General features: G+C 71.0%; 17 protein-coding genes. 7 read left to right on the top strand and 10 right to left on the bottom strand.

Features of this window, described 5'->3' with window-relative positions:
• Nucleotides 1-5: 5 nt before the first annotated feature.
• The 3 genes from QFW77_RS11570 to QFW77_RS11560 form a co-directional block, all read right to left on the bottom strand.
• Nucleotides 6-2,534 carry a diguanylate cyclase gene (locus QFW77_RS11570; RefSeq protein WP_280574865.1) on the bottom strand — a complete coding sequence of 843 codons (2,529 nt, stop codon included), beginning with the start codon at nt 2,532-2,534 and terminating at the stop codon, nt 6-8.
• 40 nt (nt 2,535-2,574) lie between these two features.
• Nucleotides 2,575-2,793 (bottom strand): hypothetical protein, encoded by a 219-nt coding sequence (locus QFW77_RS11565; protein ID WP_280574864.1) that lies wholly within the window; start codon nt 2,791-2,793, stop codon nt 2,575-2,577.
• A gap of 143 nt (nt 2,794-2,936) precedes the next feature.
• The gene (locus tag QFW77_RS11560) at nt 2,937-3,977 is read right to left on the bottom strand and encodes a S66 peptidase family protein (RefSeq protein WP_280574863.1); all 1,041 of its coding nucleotides are present in this window, start codon (nt 3,975-3,977) and stop codon (nt 2,937-2,939) included.
• A 262-nt stretch (nt 3,978-4,239) separates the two neighbouring features.
• On the opposite strand from QFW77_RS11560, the gene QFW77_RS11555 reads away from it, so the two are divergent.
• The 5 genes from QFW77_RS11555 to QFW77_RS11535 all read left to right on the top strand — a co-directional run bounded on the left by QFW77_RS11555 (nt 4,240) and on the right by QFW77_RS11535 (nt 10,043).
• On the top strand, nt 4,240-5,919 hold the full coding sequence (locus QFW77_RS11555; RefSeq protein WP_280574862.1) for a hypothetical protein: 1,680 nt from the start codon (nt 4,240-4,242) through the stop codon (nt 5,917-5,919).
• Between the two features lie 154 nt (nt 5,920-6,073).
• Complete coding sequence (locus QFW77_RS11550; RefSeq protein ID WP_280574860.1) at nt 6,074-8,161, top strand: TonB-dependent receptor; 2,088 nt, start codon at nt 6,074-6,076, stop codon at nt 8,159-8,161.
• Nucleotides 8,162-8,217: 56 nt separating this feature from the next.
• Nucleotides 8,218-9,357 carry a PepSY-associated TM helix domain-containing protein gene (locus QFW77_RS11545; protein WP_280574859.1) on the top strand — a complete coding sequence of 380 codons (1,140 nt, stop codon included), beginning with the start codon at nt 8,218-8,220 and terminating at the stop codon, nt 9,355-9,357.
• 63 nt (nt 9,358-9,420) lie between these two features.
• Nucleotides 9,421-9,777: a hypothetical protein gene (locus tag QFW77_RS11540; RefSeq protein ID WP_280574858.1), complete on the top strand. Its 357-nt coding sequence runs from the start codon at nt 9,421-9,423 to the stop codon at nt 9,775-9,777.
• A gap of 71 nt (nt 9,778-9,848) precedes the next feature.
• The gene (locus tag QFW77_RS11535) at nt 9,849-10,043 is read left to right on the top strand and encodes a hypothetical protein (RefSeq protein ID WP_280574856.1); all 195 of its coding nucleotides are present in this window, start codon (nt 9,849-9,851) and stop codon (nt 10,041-10,043) included.
• Between the two features lie 494 nt (nt 10,044-10,537).
• On the opposite strand, the gene QFW77_RS11530 is transcribed toward QFW77_RS11535, so the two are convergent.
• From QFW77_RS11530 to QFW77_RS11515, 4 genes are all read right to left on the bottom strand, one after another.
• Nucleotides 10,538-11,254 carry a CPBP family glutamic-type intramembrane protease gene (locus tag QFW77_RS11530; RefSeq protein ID WP_280574854.1) on the bottom strand — a complete coding sequence of 239 codons (717 nt, stop codon included), beginning with the start codon at nt 11,252-11,254 and terminating at the stop codon, nt 10,538-10,540.
• The gene (locus tag QFW77_RS11525) at nt 11,251-12,186 is read right to left on the bottom strand and encodes a sterol desaturase family protein (RefSeq protein ID WP_280574853.1); all 936 of its coding nucleotides are present in this window, start codon (nt 12,184-12,186) and stop codon (nt 11,251-11,253) included. The genes QFW77_RS11530 and QFW77_RS11525 overlap by 4 nt, the downstream gene beginning before the upstream one ends.
• A 147-nt stretch (nt 12,187-12,333) precedes the next feature.
• Entirely contained in the window at nt 12,334-13,029 is a 696-nt protein-coding gene (locus QFW77_RS11520) for a hypothetical protein (RefSeq protein ID WP_280574852.1), read from the bottom strand.
• Nucleotides 13,029-13,907 (bottom strand): hypothetical protein, encoded by an 879-nt coding sequence (locus QFW77_RS11515; protein WP_280574851.1) that lies wholly within the window; start codon nt 13,905-13,907, stop codon nt 13,029-13,031. The genes QFW77_RS11520 and QFW77_RS11515 overlap by 1 nt, the downstream gene beginning before the upstream one ends.
• A 312-nt stretch (nt 13,908-14,219) precedes the next feature.
• Between QFW77_RS11515 and QFW77_RS11510 the strand changes: the two genes are divergently transcribed.
• Entirely contained in the window at nt 14,220-14,756 is a 537-nt protein-coding gene (locus QFW77_RS11510; RefSeq protein WP_280574850.1) for a GFA family protein, read from the top strand.
• Nucleotides 14,757-14,872: 116 nt separating this feature from the next.
• Here the strand turns inward: QFW77_RS11510 and QFW77_RS11505 are convergent, their stop codons facing one another.
• Nucleotides 14,873-15,850 carry an aldo/keto reductase gene (locus QFW77_RS11505; RefSeq protein ID WP_280574848.1) on the bottom strand — a complete coding sequence of 326 codons (978 nt, stop codon included), beginning with the start codon at nt 15,848-15,850 and terminating at the stop codon, nt 14,873-14,875.
• Between the two features lie 32 nt (nt 15,851-15,882).
• Entirely contained in the window at nt 15,883-16,782 is a 900-nt protein-coding gene (locus tag QFW77_RS11500) for an EamA family transporter (RefSeq protein ID WP_280574846.1), read from the bottom strand.
• A 65-nt stretch (nt 16,783-16,847) separates the two neighbouring features.
• Here QFW77_RS11500 and QFW77_RS11495 point away from each other — a divergent pair, with 65 nt between their 5' ends.
• Nucleotides 16,848-17,423: a CGNR zinc finger domain-containing protein gene (locus QFW77_RS11495; protein WP_280574845.1), complete on the top strand. Its 576-nt coding sequence runs from the start codon at nt 16,848-16,850 to the stop codon at nt 17,421-17,423.
• A gap of 138 nt (nt 17,424-17,561) precedes the next feature.
• Here QFW77_RS11495 and QFW77_RS11490 read toward each other — a convergent pair whose 3' ends face one another.
• Nucleotides 17,562-19,793, bottom strand: a complete 2,232-nt coding sequence (locus tag QFW77_RS11490; protein ID WP_280574844.1) for a CocE/NonD family hydrolase — start codon at nt 19,791-19,793, stop codon at nt 17,562-17,564.
• Nucleotides 19,794-19,803: the final 10 nt, after the last annotated feature.

The following is a 19,803-nucleotide window of genomic DNA, read 5'->3' as shown; positions in this document are numbered from 1 at the left end:
TTTCGCTATGGCTTCGGTATGGGGGCCGGATCGACGGGCGTGGACGCGCCCTGGGGCCCGCGGGCGAGCGGTGGAATCACGAGCGTGGTGTATTCCTCGTAGTGCGCGTCCGGCAGGTCGCGCAGCGGCAGCCGCTCGGCGCGCGGGGTTTCGATCGGCAGCCTCGCCGCCTCGTAGAGGATCACCTCGTGGTCCGGCGGGTACCAGCGCAGCAGCCTGTCGACCAGCGCCTGCAGTCCTTCGCGCTCGGCATGGAACCTGGTGCAGGACAGGTCGCCGGCCAGGGCGACCTGCCAAAGCAACAGCAGGCCCGCGGTCTCCGGACGGCGCTCCTCGACCAGGAACTGGGTCGCCTCCAGCGACTGCACGCCGTGCGCTCCGGGGTCGATGCCGAGGTCCGCGTACAGGCAGGCCTCGGCGGAAATCCCCGGTTCCATGCGCGCCGGGATGCCCGCTTCCCGCGCCTTGCGCACCACCCGGTGCGGCACGTCGGCGAACACCCCCGGGTGGCCGTAGAACACCGCGCACACCCGCTTGCCGGCGCGCACCTGGGCCATGATCGCCGCATCGATCTCGCGGTAGGTCTGGCGCCGGTCCTTGCCCTCGGCGTAGTGCAGACCGAGGTTGACCGTATCCGGGCGCAGACCGGCGATCATCCCCAGCGCAAACGGATCGGCCAGGCAGAACACCACCTCGGCCTCGCGGATCTCCGACAGGGCGCGCTCGCTGACGTGGCGGCCGAACTGGATGCCGCTGCCGACCACCACCAGCCCCCCGGCCGATGCCGAGGCCGCCGCCGGCGCGCCGTGGGCCTCCTGGGCCTCGCCGTTCGCGCAGACCACGCGGTCGCGGCCTCCGTGCTTGGCGCGGTAAAGGGCCTGGTCGGCCTCGTGGATCAGCTGCTCCAGGTCGGCGGCCTGGCCATCGGCCTGGCATACCCCGGAGCTGATGCTGAAGCCGAAGGTCCGCCCGAACACGGTGATCGGGCCGATCCGGGCGCGCAGCCGCTGCAGCAGCGCCTCGGCGCCGGCCGCGTCGGTCTCGAGCAGGATCGTGAACTCGTCGCCGCCGCTGCGCCCGGCGATGCCGCGCCCGTCGACGGCTTCGCCGATCCAGGCGCCGAGCGAACGCAGCGCCTCGTCGCCGGCGGCGTGGCCGTGGCGGTCGTTGACCTGCTTGAACAGGTCGATGTCGGCGACGATCGCGGTGAACGGCCGGCCGGTCTCGCGGGCGCGCGCGAACATCGCCTGGCCGAGCTTGCGCACCTGCTGGTAGTTGTACAGGCGGGTCAGGCTGTCGCGCTCGGACTGCCAGCGGTAGCGGCGGCGCTCGCGGAACGAGCGGCGCAGCAGCACCGCCAGCAGGATGGCGGTGACCAGCAGCCCGAGCATGCCCATCCACAGCAGCAGCTGCCGGCGCTTGGTCGCGGTGACCTGCAGCGCGGCCAGTTCCTGCTCGGCCTGGAGCAGGGCGATCTGCTGTTCCTTCAAGCGGGTGTCGAACTCGACCTGCAGGTAGGCCAGGCGGCGCTCGCGGGCGTCGCGCTCGGCGGCCTCCGCGGCCGACATGGCCTCCTTGAAGTGGGCCAGCGCCGCGGCGAGGTCGCCGCTGCGTTCGGCCAGCCTGGCGAGCAGGCCCCTGGTCTCGGCGATGGCCAGGTCAGATTCCTGCTCGCGGTAGTAACGCAACGTGTCGATCAGCAGCGCCCGCGCCTCTTCCAGTCCACGGTTGGACTCGATCAGGCTTTCGGCCACCACCAGCCGCGCACTCCAGGCGCCCGCCTCGAAGCCGACCGCCTCGAATTCCGCCAGCGCCTGGCGGCCCCACTCGAGCGCTTCGGCATGGCGCCCCTGGCCGGCGAGCATCTTGCCGACGCCGTACTTGCCGTTGGCGACGAAGACCGGGTCGCCGGCGCGCGTGCACGCTTCGATCTGGCGATGGCGCCAGGTCTCCGCCTCGCGGTAGTTGCGGGCGTGATCCTCGGCCAATGCCACGTCGCCCAGGGCCAGGCAGAGCGCCCGCGGATCGCTGCCCGATTCCACCAGGCCGAGCGCCTGCAGCGCCAGTTCGCGCGCCTTGCCGGTCTCGCCGACCAGCGTATGCAGGTAGCTGGCCACGCCCAGCAGCCGGGCCGACTCGCCGGGGTCCTGGCCGAGGGACGACAGGCCCTCGCCGAGCAGCGCGAACGCGAGCGACCAGTCCTCGACATTGGCGGCGATGTTGATGGCCGTGGCGTGGACACGCAGCCGCAGGGAGGCGCTCAGATCCTGCTGCAGCAGGCCGGTCAGGCCCGCGAGCGCAGCCGGCTGGTCGCCGGCCAGGGCGAGATTGCGCAGGCGGACGAACTCGACGCGGTGGCGCTGGTCCGGCGTCAGCGCATCCAGCCGCGAGGCCAGCGCCTCGATCTTCGCGCCCGACTCCCGCCAGGGCGCGGTGACCGACAGCCGCTCCAGCTCGCGCACCTCCGCTTCCAGCGCCGCCGAGGCCGAAGCCGGCGCGGGGGCGAATGCCAGCAACAGCAGTGCGATGGGCATCCACCTGACCATGGTCGGCGCCCGGCGTCGGCGGGGCAGGCTATTGGTCGTAGGCCCGGATCACGTGGTTGGTGGCGAACTTGCCATCGGTCAGGCCGGTGAGGCGCTTGATCGCCGCGTAGTCCTTGCCCAGCATCGCGGTGCGCTCCTCGTCGGACAGCCCGGCTCCTCGCATCACCGCCTCCGGGTCCTTCTCGTATTCCGCAGCCAGCGCGGCATCGCTGCCGAGCTTCTTCATCAGATCCAGCAGATTCGACATGAGCTCCCCCTGGGCCAACCCCCGCGCGGACATTAGCATAGGAGTGTCCGCATCGGCCGGGGCCGGCCGGTCCTTCGGGGGACCCCTGGCACCGCCGCGGCGCGGCCCGGGCGGGCTGCCCCGACCTGCTCCCTCCCCCAGGCTCAGGCCTGGAACACCGGCTCCAGCAGGCGCAACGTGCCCGCGTCGGCATCCAGTTCCACCCTGCCGCCCACCGGCACGATGAACTGCTGGCGGATGTGGCCGATCATCGCACCGCGGTAGGCCGGGATGCCCAGCGGCCGGACGTGGTCGTCGAGGATCTGTTCCAGGGTCAGCGAGCCGTAACCCTCGCCCGGGTCGCAGTCGGTGCACTCGCCGAAGACGAAGCCTGCGATCCGGTCCAGCACGCCCGCCAGCTTCAAGGTCGTGAGCATGCGGTCGACCCGATACGGCGCTTCCGACACATCCTCGAGAAACAGGATCCCGCCCTCGAACTCCGGCAGGTAGGGCGAGCCGGCCAGCGCCGTCAGTACCGCCAGGTTGCCGCCGAGCAGTGCGCCGCGGGCCTTGCCGCCGGTGATGGTGACGGTGCGGTTGCGGCGCTGCACCAGCTCGTCTCCGGCATCGGCGACGTTGCGGTACTCCATCAGCTCGCGCTCGAAGAACACCCGCCGGAACTGGTCCGCATTGAAGCGGTTCCAGCTGCCCGAACCGTTGGGCCCGTGGAAGGTGACCAGGCCGGTCCGTGCGTGGATCGCGCTATGCAGCGCGGTGACGTCGGAATAACCGAGCAGCACCTTGGGATTGGCGCGGATCGCGGCGTAGTCGAGCAGCGGCAGCAGGCGCGCGGCGCCGGCGCCGCCCCGCACGCAGATCACCGCCTTCACCGCTGCATCGGCGAACGCCGCGTTGAGGTCGGCCGCACGTCCGGCATCGTCGCCCGCCAGATGACCGCGACGCGCTGCGTAGTGGGCCCCGGCCCTGACCTCCAGCCCGAGCGCTTCCATCACTTCCCGCACGATCTGCAGGTCGAAGCTGTCGTCGACCGCCGAGGACGGGCTGACCAGCGCCACGGTATCGCCGGGATTCAAGGGAACCGGCAGCAGCCGCTCGCCCGTGGCGGCCAGCGCCCGGCGTCCGCCGGCCAGCGGCAGCGACAGGGCGGCCAGCGCCGCGCTCGCGATGAAGTTGCGCCTGTCCATGTCCTGGCCGCCGATCGAATGCCCGCGCAAGCGTAGCAACCCGGCCGGGGTCCAACAACGCCGCCGCGGCGATCGCCAGGAACGGCTCGTCCGGCCCGCGGCCTTGGGCAAGATCCGGCCCCGGCGCTCCCGGCTGTCCTGCGGCGGACGCCACCTGCGTTCCCACGTCGAGCGTCCGCCATCCCGCCACCCGTTCGCCGGCGGCGACAGGGCGGGCCGCGTTTCACTACGCCGACCGGAGTTCACGATGCCCGTCCCGCCCATGCTCCGCCCTCCCCGCCGCGGCGCCGCGATGGGCGCCATGATCGCTTCGTCGCTGCTGTGCTGGGGCGCGTGCGCCCTCCCCGCGCTGGCCGCCAATCCACAACACCATGGCGGTCAGCCGCTGGGTGCGGTGGACTTCCCGATCGCCTGCAATGCCGGCGCGCAGGCGGCGTTCGATCGGGGCCTGGCGCTGCTGCATCACATGACCTACCCGCAGGCACGGGCGGCGTTTCGCGAGGCGGCTTCGGCCGACCCGGGCTGCGCGATGGCGCACTGGGGCACCGCGATGACGCTGTTCACTCCGCTCTGGCCGACCCGCCCCGACCCGACGGCGCTGCAGGAGGGCTGGCGCGAGGCCGAGCGCGCGCTCGCACTCGCGCCCGAGGACACCAGGCAGCGTGGCTTCATCGCCGCGGCCGCCGCGTTCTTCCGGGAGCCGGAGGGTCGCGACTACTGGGCGCGCATACGCCGCTGGGAGTCCGCGCAAGCGGACCTGTACGCCGCATTCCCGGACGACGCCGAGATCGCCACGTTTCATGCGCTGGCGCATTTGGCCGGGGCCCCGCCGACCGGGGGCGAGGCGCGGCAGCGGGCCGACCACGCCGCCGCGATCCTGCTCCGGGTGCACCAGGCGCACCCGGATCATCCCGGCGCGATGCACTACCTGGTCCATGCCAACGACGTGCCGGGGCGCGCGGCGGAATCCCTCGCCGTGACCCGCCGCTACGATGCCGCCGCACCGCGCAATCCGCATGCGCTGCACATGCCCACCCACATCTACACCCGGCTCGGCGATTGGGACCGGGTGATCGACGGCAACCGGCGCGCGGCCGAGGCCGCCCTGGAGCATCCGGCGGGCGAGCGCGGCCAGTACGTCTGGGACGAGTTCGCACATGCCATCGAATACCTCGTCTACGCTCACCTGCAGCAGGGCGACGACGCCAGCGCCGCCGGCGAGATGGCCAGGTTGCAGGCCATCCCCAATCTCGAGCCCAGCGCGAAGACCGCGTTCCACCTGGCGTCGATCCCCTCGCGGCTGGCACTGGAGCGGGGCGACTGGTCCGCCGCCGCCGCGCTGGAGCCGCGTCGGCCACCGTCGCTGGACTGGGATCGCAACACCTGGCCCGAGGCGATCGCGCGCTTCGCCCGCGGGCTGGGCGCCGCGCGTCGGGGCGACCTTGCCGAGGCGCGCCTGCAGGGCACCCATCTGGCCAGGCTCGAAGCGGTCACGCGCGAGCGCGGCGAGACCCTGTTCGCCGACCATGTGCGGGTATTGACCCTGGCGCTGGATGGCTGGACCGCGCAGGCGGCGGACGACACCGCCACGGCGCGCGCGCGGCTGGGCGAAGCGGCCGCGCTCGAAGCCGGGATCCCCAAACCCCCGGTGACCCCTGGGCCCACCCTGCCCGCCTACGAGTTGCTCGGCGACCTGCTGCACCTGCAGCGCGCGCCGGCCGAGGCGTTCGCCGCCTACGAACAGGCGCTTTCGCTGTATCCGAACCGCTTCAACAGCCTGCTCGGCGCGGCCCGCACTGCGGACGCGGCCGGCAACGGGGCGGCCGCGCGCCGGTACTACGGGGCGCTGCTCGAGGTGGCCGGCAACGCGACGCGCCAGGGGCCCCTGGCGGAAGCGCGCGCGCGCCTCGCGCGCCCGCAAGCGGCCGGGTCGTCGCCGTGATCCCGCGACCGACCGGCGATCCCCGCGGATAGGCCGCCGCAGAATTATGTCGGCAGGAGAGAACGCGACACGGCGCTGCGCGCTCTGGTCGGAATTTTGACAATCATTCTCATTCCCATCCAGAATCCGCCCCCTCGCACCCGGGGCCTGGACATTGAACGTACCTATCAGCTCGCGCCGCGAGGCGGCCGCGCCTCCTTCCTTCTCCCGCATCGCCGCCGCCGTCCTGCTGGCCGTCCCGTCCTTGGCGCTGGCCCAGGACGACGCGACCGATGCCCCCTCCCCGGTCGAGCTCGACCGGGTCGTCGTGGTCGGGGCGATGACCGATGAAGTGCTCGACCGGCGTCGCATCGAGCGCACCCAGGCCAACGACCTCGCGGATCTGTTCCGCGCCATCCCCTCGGTGACCGTCGGCGGCGGCGTCGGTCTGGCGCAGAAGATCTACGTGCGCGGTCTCGAGGATTCCCTGCTCAACGTCACCGTGGACGGCGCGCCCCAGCGTGGCACCCTGTTCCACCATATCGGGCGGGTCGCGATCGAACCCGAGCTGCTCGAGACCGTGGAAGTGCAGGCGGGTCCGGGCGAGGCCACCTCGGGCTTCGGCGCGATCGGCGGCTCCATTCGCTTCCATACCCGCGATGCGGTCGACCTGCTGCAGCCCGGCCGCGCTGCCGGCGGCCTGCTGAAGGCCGGCTGGTTCGGCAACGACGGGCACAAGATCAGCACCACCGCGTTCGGCCGGCTCGGCGGCGACATCGGCATCCTCGGCTCCTTCGTCAAGGTGGACCGCGACGACTACCAGGACGGTGCCGGTACCACCTTGCGCGGCACCGGCGCCGACCAGCGGCTGGGCTTCCTGAAGATCGGCGGCGAGCTCGGCGGCGGCCACCGCATCACCGCCAGCTACGAGGCCCGGCGCGAGGAAGGCGCGTTCGGCGCCCGCCCGAACTGGCCGGTGCTCGAAGGCGAGCCGCTGTTCCCGGTGGAGGGCGAGCGGCGCACCGCGGTGCTCAACTACGGGTACCGCGCCGGCGATTCGCTTGCGTTCGAAGCGACCGGCTACCGGACCACCTCTTCCTTCGTCCAGGATCGTTTCGATCGCTGGGGCCGCTACGGCGCCGACATCGAGACCTTCGGTATCGACCTGCGCGGCCACTGGACCGGCGCCGGCCATGCCATCACCGCGGGGGTCGAACACCGCGACGACGCGGTGTCCAGCGAATACCTGGGCGATCCGGCCACCTGGCAGCCGTGGGCCTGGGATCCTGCCGTCGGCCGGTTCGAGGAGCGGGGCAAGCTGCACGGCCTCTACATCCAGGATCAGTGGCAGGTCGCCGACCCGCTGCTGCTGAGCTTCGGCGCGCGCTACGACCACTACGACCTCGACCTGACCACCTACGGCGGCGCCACCGATAGCGACGGCATCAGCCTCAACGCCGGCGGCAGCTATCGGCTGGCGCCCGGCCTGACCCTCAACGCCGGCTATGCGGAGGCGTTCCGGGGCAAGGAGATCGGCGACGCGTTCACCCTCGAACAGCGCCCCGGCCGGCAGACGCTGGCCCCCGGCCTGGAGCCGGAAAGGGTGGACAACGCCGAGATCGGCCTGGCGTACGCGCGCGACGGCCTGAGCGCCTCGGCGGTCTACTACCGGATGACCATCGACGAGGTGATCCTCGACCAGCTCTACGCCGGCCCGCCGCCGCAGGGCGCGGTTTACTACGAGAACGTGGGCACCTTCCGCTCTTCGGGCGTGGAGCTGCGCGCAGGCTACGCGCGCGGGGCGTTCTCGGCGGATGCCTACTACAACCGCTACGACTCCCGCTTGAACGACCGCCGCATCGAAGGCTACGAGCACATCGCGCTGGGCAACTCCATGGGCGACAGCTGGCAGCTCACCCTCGGCTGGGACCCGCTCGAGCACTTCGGTCTGCAGCTGGGCGTGAGCCGCGTCGAGGATCTGGAGGCCATCGAGGTGCTGTTCCGCGATGTCGAACTCGGCTACGTGCCGGAAACCCGCTTCATCGACAAGCCGGGCTACACCGTGGTGGACCTGTTCGGGCACTGGCGGCCGCTGCGCTCCGACCGTCTCGAACTGTTCGCCGGCGTGTACAACCTGTTCGACCGCAGCTACCGCGCGCATGCCAGCGTAGGCGACTACACCGCCATCCCCGACTACGGCAACGTCGTCGGCCTGAGGGAGCCGGGCCGCAACCTCCGCCTCGGCGCGTCGCTGCGATTCTGAGCGCCACCACGCCAGCGCCGCCACCACGCCGCCCGCGCACGCGCTGGCGCCACGGGTTGCTGATCTGGCATCGCTGGTTCGGGCTGGGCGCGTCGCTGTGGCTGTTGCTGCTGGCGCTGACCGGCAGCGCCATCACGTTCTACGACGAGCTCGATACCTGGCTCAATCCCGATCTGCGCACCACCGGCCAGTCCACGCCCGGCGCGGCCATCCCCGTGGAACGCGCGATCGGGCAGGCGCAACGGGTCCTGCCCGGCTTCCAGCCCTGGATGATCGACCTGCCCAACGCGCCCGGGCAGACCCTGTGGATGCTGGGACGCCAGGATGCTGGCGGCCATCTCCGCAGTATCCAGCTGTTCGCCGATCCGGCCGACGGCCGCGTGCTGGGCTGGCGCGAACAGGGCCGTCCGGCCCTGGACCGCCGCCACCTGATGGACGTGCTCTACGGCCTGCACGTCGACCTGATGCTCGGGCCGGTGGCGACCTGGCTGTTCGGGCTGGTCTCCCTGCTATGGCTGCTCGACCATGTCGCCGCGGCTCTGCTATCGGTACCGCGCCTGGGCGCGTGGCGGGACGCGTTCCGGTTGGCCGGCCGGCCGCGCAGCGGCCGGCGGCGCCTGGACCGGCATCGCGCTCCGGGCATGTGGCTGCTGCTGCCCACCTTCGCGCTGTCGCTCACCGGCGTCACCCTTGCCTGGCCCGAGGCCAGCCGCGACGCGGTACGCCTGCTCTCGCCGGTCTCGGAGCGCCTGGACCACTCGCTGCCCGAGGTCGCCGGCGCCACGCGCGCGATCGACGCCGACCGCGCCATTGCCCTGGCCCGGGAACGCATGCCCGGAGCGCGCGTGGACAGCCTGCGGATCCTGCCGCACGTGGGCGCCTACGCGGTGCGCACGTTCGACGCGCGCGACGTCGACGACCAGGGGCGGCTGTGGACCTACCTGGCGATGGACGACGGGCGCGTGCTGGGCCAGCGCCACGATCGCGGCAGCAGCGGCGGCGACCTGTTCTTCGTGTGGCAGTACGCGCTGCATTCGGGCAAGGGGTTCGGACTGGCGGGGCGGATCGTCGTGTTCATCGCCGGGCTGGCGACCGCACTGCTCTGCGTCACCGGGGTGTGGCTGTGGTGGCGCCGGCGGCGCGCCGCGGCCCCGGGCCGAGCCAGCGGCTTGGCGGAGGCGCCGACACCGTCTTAACGACGCAGCGGTACCGTTCCACGGTCTCTACGAGCGCCGCCCTTTTCCGCCCGGAGCCCAGCCATGCACCTTCCAATCGCCACGCTGTTGATCGCCGTCGCCGCGGCCGCCGCCAGCCCGCTCGCCCATGGCAACGGCGGCGCGGGCACGCAGGCATGCACGTTCGCGGCACTGTCTGCGGAGGACCAGCGCCGCTACCAGTCGCGCTACCGGCGCCGGGTGCGCCTCGACGGCGTGGCGGCGGCGGAGCAATGGATCCACGAGCAGGCGTGCATGACGGCCGAACAGCGCCGGGCCGCACGCAAGCCGCCCACCGGCAAGGACGGCGAGCCCTGCACCAGGACCCGGATGGAAATGCGCGTCACGCCCGGCTTCGACGGCGCCATGACGATGACGCCGGTCACGGCGTGTGCCGACTGAGGCGGTGATCGCGCGCCCCGAAGGCGAGACACTTCCGTCGCAACCCGCCGTTCGCCGGTTATGCTGGCCGGATGAGCCGGCGCTATCGACTCGACGCGGACGTCTTCCTCGACCACGGCATCACCTCCGGCCCCACTCTGCCGGACAGGAGCGTCCTGGCCGGGCGACCGGTCGATCCGGCGACCCTGCCGGCACTGACCTACGAGGTGGACGTTCCCCACGACGCGCCCTGCCCGCACTTCATGACCGTTTTAGAGCGGATTTAGTTGCGTGGTCGAGGAATTTCTCGCGCACTGCTGATTGCTGCTTCCGCAGATACGTGAGCCTGGCCCCGTTTTCTGCCGGCTGGCTGGCGTACCGTTAAAGGGCCCAGCCGGGCCAACGTCAACAAGAGGGGAATACCAGTGACCAGGAAGCTACTGCGTACGACCGTGTTCTTGTCCGTGTTGTTTGCATCCAGCGTCTCGATGTCCCAGCCGATGACACCCTGCGACCTCTGCGAAGTGCAGTTGTACCGCTGTATCAACAACGGCGTCTTCTCCTACGAGCAGTGCCTCGCCATGTACGAGAACTGCAGGGAGGAGGCCTGCGAGCTTCCGTAAGGGCAAAGCCAACGACGTGCAGCGGGCCAGGCCTCGAGGCCGGCCCGCTGGTTCGCTTCGCCGAAGGCTGCCACGATCGACACGCGGAAACACCCGGCCCCGGGGCTCGCGGCGCCGTGAAGACCCTGCCACCCGCCGACCCCACGACTTCGCCGTCGCTAGAGCAGCAGCAGGCAGCCCACCGCGATGGCGTTCCACCCTGCATGTGCGGCCACCGCCGCGGCGATGCGCCCGCCGCGCCAGAGACAGAGCAACGACAGCGTCAGCCCGCCGTACAGCGCGGTGTCCACCATGCCTGCCCATCCCTGATAACCGTGCACCGCGCCGAACAGCACCACCACGATGCATACCGCCGTGGCACGGGCGGCGCGCGCCCCGCCCAGCGCTGCGGCGATGCCGTGCAGCAACAGCCCCCGGAACAGCAGTTCCTCCGCGAGCGCGCCCAGAACGCCCAGCGCGAACATCCCGGCAGCCGCATGCGGTCCGCTGCGCAACTGCGCCAGATTCGTCGCGACGTCGCTGCGCTCCGCGCCACCGGTGAGTGGAATGATCAGCCCGAACTGCAGCAGCGCGAAGCCCGCGGCGACCGCGAGCCCGATCAGGGCGTCGGCCCGCCATGCCGCGCGGGTGATGCCAAGTTCGCTCCAGCCCAGGGTGCCGGCGCGGCGCGCCAGCTGAATCGCGGCCGCCGCCAGCGACAGCTGCAGCAGCGCGACGACCGCGTAGTAGGCGCCACCGCCCGGGCGCAGCCCCAGGAGCACCTGCGGGAGCACGAACGAGACACCGATCGCCACGGCCCAGAGCAGGCTTCCCAGCAGCACCGCCACGAGCCAGCGCCGGCGCGAAGGCGCTGCGGCACCGCCGACCAGGGTCATTCGGCCGCTCGGGTGATCGATGGCCGCGACCGCCCCCGCGACACCGCGGTCTCCGCATCGGCCGGCTCCCGCCACGGCATCTTCAGCATCTCCCAGACCGTCGGCTGGCGCGGGCCGATGCCGGTCTGCGCCACGTCACCGTCGCGGTAGGTGCCGAAAAGCCGGTCCCATAGGATCGCGTTGCAGGCGTAGTTGGAATTGCTGTCCTCGAACACCTGCGAGTGATGGCGGCGGTGTTGGTTGCTGGAGGTGAAGAACCAGCCGAGCACCGGCGTCTCCATGCTCAGATTGGCGTGGGCCAGGGTGCCGTTGACCACCAGCAGCACCAGCGCGCCGGACACCGCTTCGGGCGGAGCGCCGAACAGGCCCGCCAGCAGCACCATCGGCAGCGTCAGGAACAGCGTCTCCAGCGGATGGGTCGCGCTGACGTTCAACGCATGCAGATTGTGGAACGCGTGGTGCACGCCGTGCCCGCTCAGGCGCCAGAGCCAGCCGAAACGGTGGATCGCGCGATGGATCCAGTAGTAGATCAGGTCCGCCGCGAAATACAGCCCCAGCAGTTGCGGCAGCACCGGCCAGTGGGCCGGCCACACGCCCAGGCCCAGCCGCTCGCGAACACCCACCAGCGCCGGGGTCACCAGCGCCTCGTAGCTCGCCAGCACCAGCCCGGCGACCAGCAGGATCGCCACGTACCACCCCGCCAGGGCGAAGCGCGCGCGCGCCGGCAGCCGCCACCCCGGCTTGGCGGGAATGGCGCGCTCCAGCCACTCCATCGACAGCAGGGTGATGGCGGCCGCCACCAGCGCGGCCGCTTCGCTGCGCCCCAGCGACCACCACAGCGCCAGCGCTCCGAGCAGGAACAGCGGATGGCCAGCGCGTTCGATGAAACGCCTCAGGCGCGGATGACGATCGTTCCCGGCGTGCGCGGTCATGCGCGGCCTCCAGTCCGGTGCGTCGACGGGCTTCAATATGCCGTCCGGCCGGATCGCGGGACACTGCCAGGAGTCACGGCTCCCTTCGGCGAGGATCCGCCGACTTCACCGGTCTTCCCGGCCCGGATGGCCGCGCCGATCGATGCGCTAGCGCAGCCGGTCCTCGAAGCGCTCGGCCGCGGGGTCCCACTCGAACAGCGCGCCGGGGCAGTGCGCCGTCTGCTCCATCCGCAGCTGGGTGAGGCCGCGCTCCAGCACCACCTGCACCGTCTCCATGCCGCGATTGCAGCCCGGCTGCGGCAGCGCCAGGGTCTGCCGCGCCCGGCCGGTGGCCTTGTCCACGACTTCGATGGCCTCCACGGCCGCGTGGTCCCGGGCCATCGGCACCCGGAAATAGAACCGTTCGGTCGACGCCGCCTGCAGCAGCGGATGGCGCCCGGCCGGCCAGGCGCCATCGGAGTCGAGGTAGGCCACCAGTTCGAGCACCAGCGGCAGCGATCTGCCGCTGCGGTAATCGGTCCAGGTTCCGGTGAGCCGCGGCGCCGAACGGTGGAAGCTCGCGACATCGAAGCGCAGCCGCGCGACCGGCATCCCGGCCGCATCCAGCTCGTCGATGCCGAAGTCCCGGCTCTGGTGCAGGAATGCCGGCTTCAGCCGGATCGGCGTCCGATAGCGGTCATAGAAATAGACCGCCCGCTGCACCGCGTTGCGGCTCTCGATCACGAAGGTGATGTCGCTGCCGCCGATGCGGCCGGCGTAGACCGCGTGCGCGGCCGGCGCCGGCAGCGCGGCGCACATCAGCGCGAGACCGGCGATCCACGCGGCCCACCCGGAAGCCCTCATCAGAAGCGCTCCTCGCTCTGGCCCTGCAGTTCGAGCCGGGCGGGCGCGACGAAACGGTAGTGCCGCCACTGGATCGTACCGGCGCGATGGTCGATGCCGTCCTGCGGCCGCAGGCTGACCTGGCCGCCGGAACCGAACCGCAGCGCGCCCTGCGCCGCCAGCGCCTCCAGTTCCGGTGCGCGGCCGTAGCCGCCGGCGTCCTGCCGGTAGAGGTAGTAGTGCCGGTGCTCGGCGGCGCGCGAAGGATCGTCGGGCCGCATCGGCATGACCGAAAAATCGAGCACGCCGTCGTCGTCGTAGTCTTCCAGCACCAGGCTGTCGGTGCCGGAAAAGAACAGGTCCAGCCCATCCAGCACCTGCACCGGCTCGCCGCTGGCGCGATCGAAGACGGTGATGGCATCGATCCGGCCGACGTGCTCGCCGCGCGCCTTGCGTGCGTGGACCCGGAAGTGGAAGCGCGCGTCGGCCTGCCCCTGCAGCAGCTCGCCGGCATAGGCGTCGGCCGGGTCGCTGGAGAACCGGGCCACCCGTTCCAGCAGGACGTCCTGCCGTGCGCGGCTGCGCAGGTCGATCGCGCGCCCACGCAGGCTCTTGGCGCCGGGCGCGAACGGGCGCAGCGCGAGCGCGGCCGTGGGCAACCGCGGATCGCCCAGCACGTTGATCAGCAGGCTTCCGCCTTCGGCATAGGGCGTCTTCTCCAGCGGCAGCGGCATGCGCCGCACCTCCGTGAACAGATAGCCGCCCATCCCGTCCAGCTGCCAGTCGTGGATCAGCAGCAGTTCCACCGGCGCACCGCCGACCGTACCGCGGTACACGGTGACGGGGCGCGCCTGGCCGAACACGGGTCCGGCAAGCGAGATCGCCAGGCATGCGAGCATCAGACCGCCGGCGCGGCGCCAACGCCCGCACGTTCCAACCCCGGACTCCCTCGCCAAATCCGTGCTCCTCGCAGACCCAGACCGATCGCCCGGTGCGCTCGGTCCGGGGCCGGACACGATACCGGATCGCGGCCGGCGCAGGCGCGCCTGCCATGGGCGCCGGGGGCCGGACCGCGGGCATCGGCGCGAGGGGCGCACCCATGCCCGTCTTCCGATGTCGAAGCGGGGCGCCGAGGATCGTCGTACCGGATGCGGGCGCCTGCGGGCGCGTGCGCGTGTATCCACTCGATCCAGCCGGCCCAGGAGCCTCGAATGTCCCAGAAGATTGAGCTCAGCTGCGCCTGCGGGGAGGTTCGCCTCGCAGCGATGGGCGACCCCATCACCTCCGCGGAGTGCCACTGCGCCAGCTGCCGCATTGCGGCGATCCGGCTCCAGGCGATCCCCGACGGGCCCCGCCTGCAGGAACCCAATGGCGGCACGCGCTTCGTGCTCTACCGCAAGGACCGGGTCGAGTTCCTCGGCGGCTGGGAACTGCTCACGTCCTTCCGGCTGTCCGCGGATGCGAAGACCCGCCGCGTGATCGCCAGTTGCTGCAACACCCCCGTCTTCCTAGAGTTCCAGAACGGGCATTGGCTCAGCCTCTACGGCGGCCTGTGGGCACCGGAACGCCTGCCCAGGCTGGAACTGCGGACGATGACGGGCGACCTCTCCGATCCGTCGGTGCTCCCCGACGACGTCCCCAACATGCGACGCCAGTCCGGCCGGTTCTTCGTCAAGCTGCTGGGCGCATGGATCGCGATGGGCTTCCGCTCGCCCAGGCTCTCCATCTCCGGCGAATTCCGCGCCTAGGCCCGCCAGCGGCGGGGCGGCCTCGCTCTCCTCCACCCTGGCCCGCCCGCCCTTCCGGCAATCCTGCCAGGGCACGCTGCCTCGCGTCGGTGCGGCAGCCCGGCCCCGCGCCTGCTCTACTCGTGGCCCAGGACCCGATGCGGTCGATAGGGCGCCTCGAGCGCCGCACGTTCTTCCTCCCCAAGCACCAGGGAGACGGCAGCGGCCGCCTGCTCCAGGTGGGACAGCCTGGTCGCGCCGATGATCGGTGCTGTCACACCCGGCTGATGCAGCAGCCAGGCGAGCGCCACCTGCGCCGGCGACACACCCCGGGCTGCGGCGACGGCAGCCACCCGTTCGGCCACCTCGAAATCACCGGCGGCATAGTACATGCCGTGTGCGAGCGCGTCGGTACGCGCCCGGGCGGTGTCGCCGCCGCCCGGCCTGCGGCCTCCGGCCAGGAAGCCGCGGGCCAACGGACTCCACGGCACCACCGCGATCCCCTCCGAGCGGCACAGCGGGAGCATCTCGCGCTCTTCCTCGCGATACACCAGGTTGTAATGGTTCTGCATGGCGACGAAGCGCGCCCAGCCGTTGCGTTCCGACAACGCGAGCGCCTTCATGAACTGCCAGGCGTACATGCTGGACGCGCCGACGTAGCGGACCTTGCCCGCGCGCACCACGTCGTTCAGGGCCTCGAGGGTCTCCTCGATTGGCGTCTCGTAGTCCCAGCGGTGCAACTGGTACAGGTCGATGTAGTCGGTATCGAGCCGGCGCAGCGACGCGTCGACCGCATGCAGGACATGCTTGCGCGACAGCCCGCGATCGTTCGGGTCGTCGCTCATCGGGAAGTAGACCTTGGTGGCGACGACCACGTCTTCGCGACGTGCGAAGTCTCGCAAGGCACGCCCCAGGATCTCCTCGCTGACGCCGCGCGAGTACATGTCGGCGGTGTCGAAGTAGTTGATGCCGAGTTCGAGCGCCCGGCGGATGAACGGCCGGCCCTGTTCCTCGGTGAGGACCCAGTCCTTCGATTCGGGCGAGCCGTAGCTCATGACGCCCAGGCACAGACGCGAGACCTTGAGGCCGGTGCGTCCCAGATTCACGTGTTGCATGATGATTCTCCTGGTCAAAGAACGTCTGGTCGTCAGCCGCGACCGCAAGAGCGCGGCTGGCGGTGGAGCACGATGCCGAACACGACCAGAGCGACGCCGGACGCCTCGACCGGCGCCGGGATCTGGCGCAGCACGACGACCCCGACCACCACCGCGGTGGCGGGAAGGAGCGCGACGAACAGGGCATAGGTCGCGCGGGGCAGGCGGACCATGGCGAGTTGATCGAAGACGTAGGGGATGACCGATGAACTGATCCCGACGCCGATGCCCGCCGCCAGCGCGGCCGGGTCTCCCAGTGCCGGCGTCGCCGCCATGAATCCGAGCGGCGTGATGACGATGCCGGCGACCAGCAGGGCGGCGCCGAGGCGGTCGATCGGACTGGTACCCGGATCCGCACGCGCGACCCGATGCGCCAGCACGATGTACAGCAGGAACAGGGCGGCATTGAAGAAGGCCCAGGCGAACGCCCGCGGATCGCCCGCGAATCTCACGTCGACCAGCAGCCAGACGCCCGCCACCGCGACGAGCAACGCGGCGATGTTGCGTCCCGATCGGCAACCCACCAGCGCCAGCACGATCGGCCCGAGGAACTCGATCGCCGCAACCGTGCCAAGGGGAAGCCGGTCGATCGCGACGTAGAAGCTGTAGTTCATCAGCGCCAGCACCACGCCCAGCGCCACCACCGCGCGCTGGGTGTCGCGGTTCGCCGAGACGAACGAACGCCAGGGCTGGCGCCACAGCGCGAACACCACCGCCGCAGAGACGATGCGCAACCAGGCCACGCCGGCCACCGGGATGCGCGTGAACAGCAGCACCGCGAAGGACGGGCCGAGATAGTGAAAGATCGCGCTGCCGACGAAATACGCCTGCGCCGGCACCCGCTCCGCAAGCCTGGCGGCAGCCACCGTCTCTTTACCGTTTAAATCGATCATGATGGTAAAGATCGTGCTCCCGAGATCTTTACCTGTCAATTGATTTTTGCTGGTAATATTCGTCCATGCGCCCTCTCGACCTGGATCCCGGCGGCTACCGCGGCAGTTACAAGCTGGTGGGCGGCCGCCCGGCCCTCGACTTGATCAATACCGTGAGCTGGCCCGCGACCGGGCACCCCCACGACTGGCTCGATTCGATCGCCAACCTGCAACGCTGGCTCGGGGCCGTGGGCCTGCCCGCACCACCGGCGAGGCACAACGAGCTGCCCCTGGCGCTGGAGATTCGCGAAGTCGCGACCTCGGTATTGCGCCCCTTGGCCCATGGCGAGGCGCCGCCGCGCAGCGCGGTCGAACGCCTGAACGATCGGGTGGCCGCGGCGGCCGTGCGGCGCGTCATCGACCCCGCCACACTTGCCTGGCGCTGGAAGAAACCCGCAAACGTCGCCGACAGCCTCGCACCGGTCGTTCTGGATGCCGCCGACCTGGTCACCGCCGGCGAGCACCAGCGCCTGCGCTTCTGCCCCGCCTGCGGCTGGCTGTTCGAAGACCAGACCCGCAACGGCCGGCGGCGCTGGTGCGACATGGCCGATTGCGGCAGCCGCGACAAGGCCCGGCGCTACTATCGCCGCAGCCAGCAGTAGCAAAGCCGGGCGGTCGATTCTCCGCCGTGGGCGCCACGGTCTTCCTCGACGGCCGGCGATGTCGAACGCTGCGGCGAAGCGGACGATGCAGCCGCCACCCCAACGGCCGAACGGATGGACGACCGCGCTTCCTCGCGGCTACCTGGCGTTCGGCCGCATCGGGATGCGGATCACGCTGTCGGAATGCCAGTCGACGCGCAGCGGCTCGGCGGCGTCGGCAATGGATTCGTCGCTGACGTCGCCGCCGGTGCCGTGGTTGACCTGGTGCATGGCGTCCTTGACCACGTCCACGACCACGAGCAGCCGGCTCCCGGGGGCCATCCGCCGGCCGGTCATGCGCGAGCGTTCGAACGGCAGGACCGTCCAGTCGCCCGGCTCGAGCAGCCGGCGCGTGCTCATGTCGTGCGCATGGCTGGCGCGCCCCAGGTAGTAGGACAGCTGCATGGCGCGGCCATCCTCCATCAGTTCGTACAGCACCACGGTGAAATCGAAATCGCGCTTGTTGGTGCGGACTTTCAATTCGCCCGACAGCGTTCCGACCACGTCGATCGACTGTTCGAACACTTCGCTGGCGAAGGCCAGGCCGGTCTCGATGCCCAGCGTGTCGCGGACGATGGGGCTGGGATAGTAACCGTGCCGGCTGCTGTTACGGTCGGCAAGGTCCACCACCTGGGTCAGGTGGCCGGGCCGGGGCCGGTGCCTGCTCAACCGGTGCCGCTCCCCTTCGCCTTCGCCGGACAGGTACAGCGTGGCGTAGCCGCCGGCGGCCTCGTCGAGCGAAGCCGCGTGACCCCACCGGTCGGCGCCCATCAGCTGGTAGTTGACCCGGCCGGCGAGCAGCGGCGGCCGTTCGGCACCGCGCAGCACGTGGTCGAACCACTGGAACGTGATCGCCAGGGTATCGAACTGCGCGGAGGGATCGAGCGCGTATCCGCGCAGCCGCATGGGCTTGATCGGACCCTGCGTTCCGAAATGGTCGTACGGCCCGATCAGCAGCGCGTGATCGGCTCCCGGCAGGTGCCGGTAGTGCTCCTTGAAGTAGTGCAGCGCGGAGACCTGCGCGTCGTCGAAATAGCCGGTGATCGAGAGCACTGGAATGGAGATCCTCGCGAACTCCTCGCCGTCGGGCACCATCGCCTTCCAGTATGCGTCGTAGGCCGGGTGCGACAGCCAGCGCTGCAGCCACGGATTGGGCGTGCCATCGATCCGGTCGATCTCGCGGTAGGGACGTCCCGATGCGTACCAGCGTTCCGCAAGCTCCGCCCAGCGCCCGCGCTGGCCGTAGGTATCGCGATCGAGCAGCCGGTTGGTGGCGACGTAGAACGGCCAGGCGTAGTTGGCGCTGAGAAAGACGTTGTTCTCCATCGGCAGGCCCAGGCCCGGGATCGACGCCACGTACGGGGCGATGGCCTTCAGCGCCCGGGGACGGCGCCCGGCCGCCGCCCAGGCGGCGAATCCGGAGTAGCTGCCGCCGTACATCGCAACGCGGCCATCGCACCAGGGCTGCCGGCTGATCCAGTCGATCGCCGCGTGCGCGTCCTCGCCTTCATGCTCGTAGGGAGCGATGTCGCCGGTCCCCAGGCGCTTGCCGCGCGCGTCCACGACGACCCCGGCGTACCCCCGCGCCGCCGCGTGCATCGCCTGGGCGCGGTTGCGCTCGGGATCGGCGTAGATGGTGAACAGCATCGCGGCCGGCACCGGCGCCTCGACGGCGCGGCTGCGGACCACGTGCGCCGACAGGACGACTCCGTCCTCTCCCCCTGGGATCATCGTCTCGTCGTCGATCAGGAAGCGCCGCTCCTCGTCTTCGCGCACCAGCGCCGGGGCCAGCGCTCCGGCCGCCCTGTAGGCCTGCACGAAGGCGGCCTGCCGGACCAGTTCCAGCGCCGCGCCCCGCGAAATCGCTTCCTCCCCCCCGTGACCGGCCACGGCTTCCCGCAGCTGGTCGGAGGCCTCCTCCACATCGGCCACGAGCCAATAATGGGTCTGCAGCGCGGCGACATCGTTCAGCCCGGCGAACCTGGCGCGGAAGGCGTCCGCGTAAGCCAGCTCGAAGTCCCGGCCCGGGGTGGCCCGCGCCTCGGCCAGCAGCAGATAGGGGACCCAGCGCTGCGCCCTGTCCGCTTCGCCGTCGGCCATGGACGAGACGACGAGCGCACCGATGGTCTCCAGCGCTTCGAGGTGGCGTCCAGCCACGATCTCAAGCTGGCTGCGTTGGGCGGCGGTGAGCTCCTCGGCGCCCGGACCGTCCTCGTCGAGTATCTCCCGCGAGATGCGCGCCAGCGCGGCGTCGACCCGATCCGGACCGGCGTCGGCCGGCACTTCCCATGCAACGCGCGGCGGTGCCGCCGCCAGCGTCGGCTGCGCCATCGGAAGCATG

Source organism: Luteimonas endophytica (genome assembly GCF_029887875.1).
In the GTDB taxonomy this organism is placed as follows: Bacteria; Pseudomonadota; Gammaproteobacteria; order Xanthomonadales; family Xanthomonadaceae; genus Luteimonas; species Luteimonas endophytica.
This window is presented reverse-complemented; position numbering and strand designations above follow the sequence as displayed.

What these genes read in the sequence shown, in the direction of transcription:
- QFW77_RS11570 (WP_280574865.1), bottom strand. Translation starts at nt 2,534, where the DNA reads ATGCCCATCGCACTGCTGTTGCTGGCATTCGCCCCCGCGCCGGCTTCG.
- QFW77_RS11565 (WP_280574864.1), bottom strand. Translation starts at nt 2,793, where the DNA reads ATGTCGAATCTGCTGGATCTGATGAAGAAGCTCGGCAGCGATGCCGCG.
- QFW77_RS11560 (WP_280574863.1), bottom strand. Translation starts at nt 3,977, where the DNA reads ATGGACAGGCGCAACTTCATCGCGAGCGCGGCGCTGGCCGCCCTGTCG.
- QFW77_RS11555 (WP_280574862.1), top strand. Translation starts at nt 4,240, where the DNA reads ATGCTCCGCCCTCCCCGCCGCGGCGCCGCGATGGGCGCCATGATCGCT.
- QFW77_RS11540 (WP_280574858.1), top strand. Translation starts at nt 9,421, where the DNA reads ATGCACCTTCCAATCGCCACGCTGTTGATCGCCGTCGCCGCGGCCGCC.
- QFW77_RS11535 (WP_280574856.1), top strand. Translation starts at nt 9,849, where the DNA reads ATGAGCCGGCGCTATCGACTCGACGCGGACGTCTTCCTCGACCACGGC.
- QFW77_RS11530 (WP_280574854.1), bottom strand. Translation starts at nt 11,254, where the DNA reads ATGACCCTGGTCGGCGGTGCCGCAGCGCCTTCGCGCCGGCGCTGGCTC.
- QFW77_RS11525 (WP_280574853.1), bottom strand. Translation starts at nt 12,186, where the DNA reads ATGACCGCGCACGCCGGGAACGATCGTCATCCGCGCCTGAGGCGTTTC.
- QFW77_RS11520 (WP_280574852.1), bottom strand. Translation starts at nt 13,029, where the DNA reads ATGAGGGCTTCCGGGTGGGCCGCGTGGATCGCCGGTCTCGCGCTGATG.
- QFW77_RS11515 (WP_280574851.1), bottom strand. Translation starts at nt 13,907, where the DNA reads ATGCTCGCATGCCTGGCGATCTCGCTTGCCGGACCCGTGTTCGGCCAG.
- QFW77_RS11510 (WP_280574850.1), top strand. Translation starts at nt 14,220, where the DNA reads ATGTCCCAGAAGATTGAGCTCAGCTGCGCCTGCGGGGAGGTTCGCCTC.
- QFW77_RS11505 (WP_280574848.1), bottom strand. Translation starts at nt 15,850, where the DNA reads ATGCAACACGTGAATCTGGGACGCACCGGCCTCAAGGTCTCGCGTCTG.
- QFW77_RS11500 (WP_280574846.1), bottom strand. Translation starts at nt 16,782, where the DNA reads ATGATCGATTTAAACGGTAAAGAGACGGTGGCTGCCGCCAGGCTTGCG.
- QFW77_RS11495 (WP_280574845.1), top strand. Translation starts at nt 16,848, where the DNA reads ATGCGCCCTCTCGACCTGGATCCCGGCGGCTACCGCGGCAGTTACAAG.
- QFW77_RS11490 (WP_280574844.1), bottom strand. Translation starts at nt 19,793, where the DNA reads ATGGCGCAGCCGACGCTGGCGGCGGCACCGCCGCGCGTTGCATGGGAA.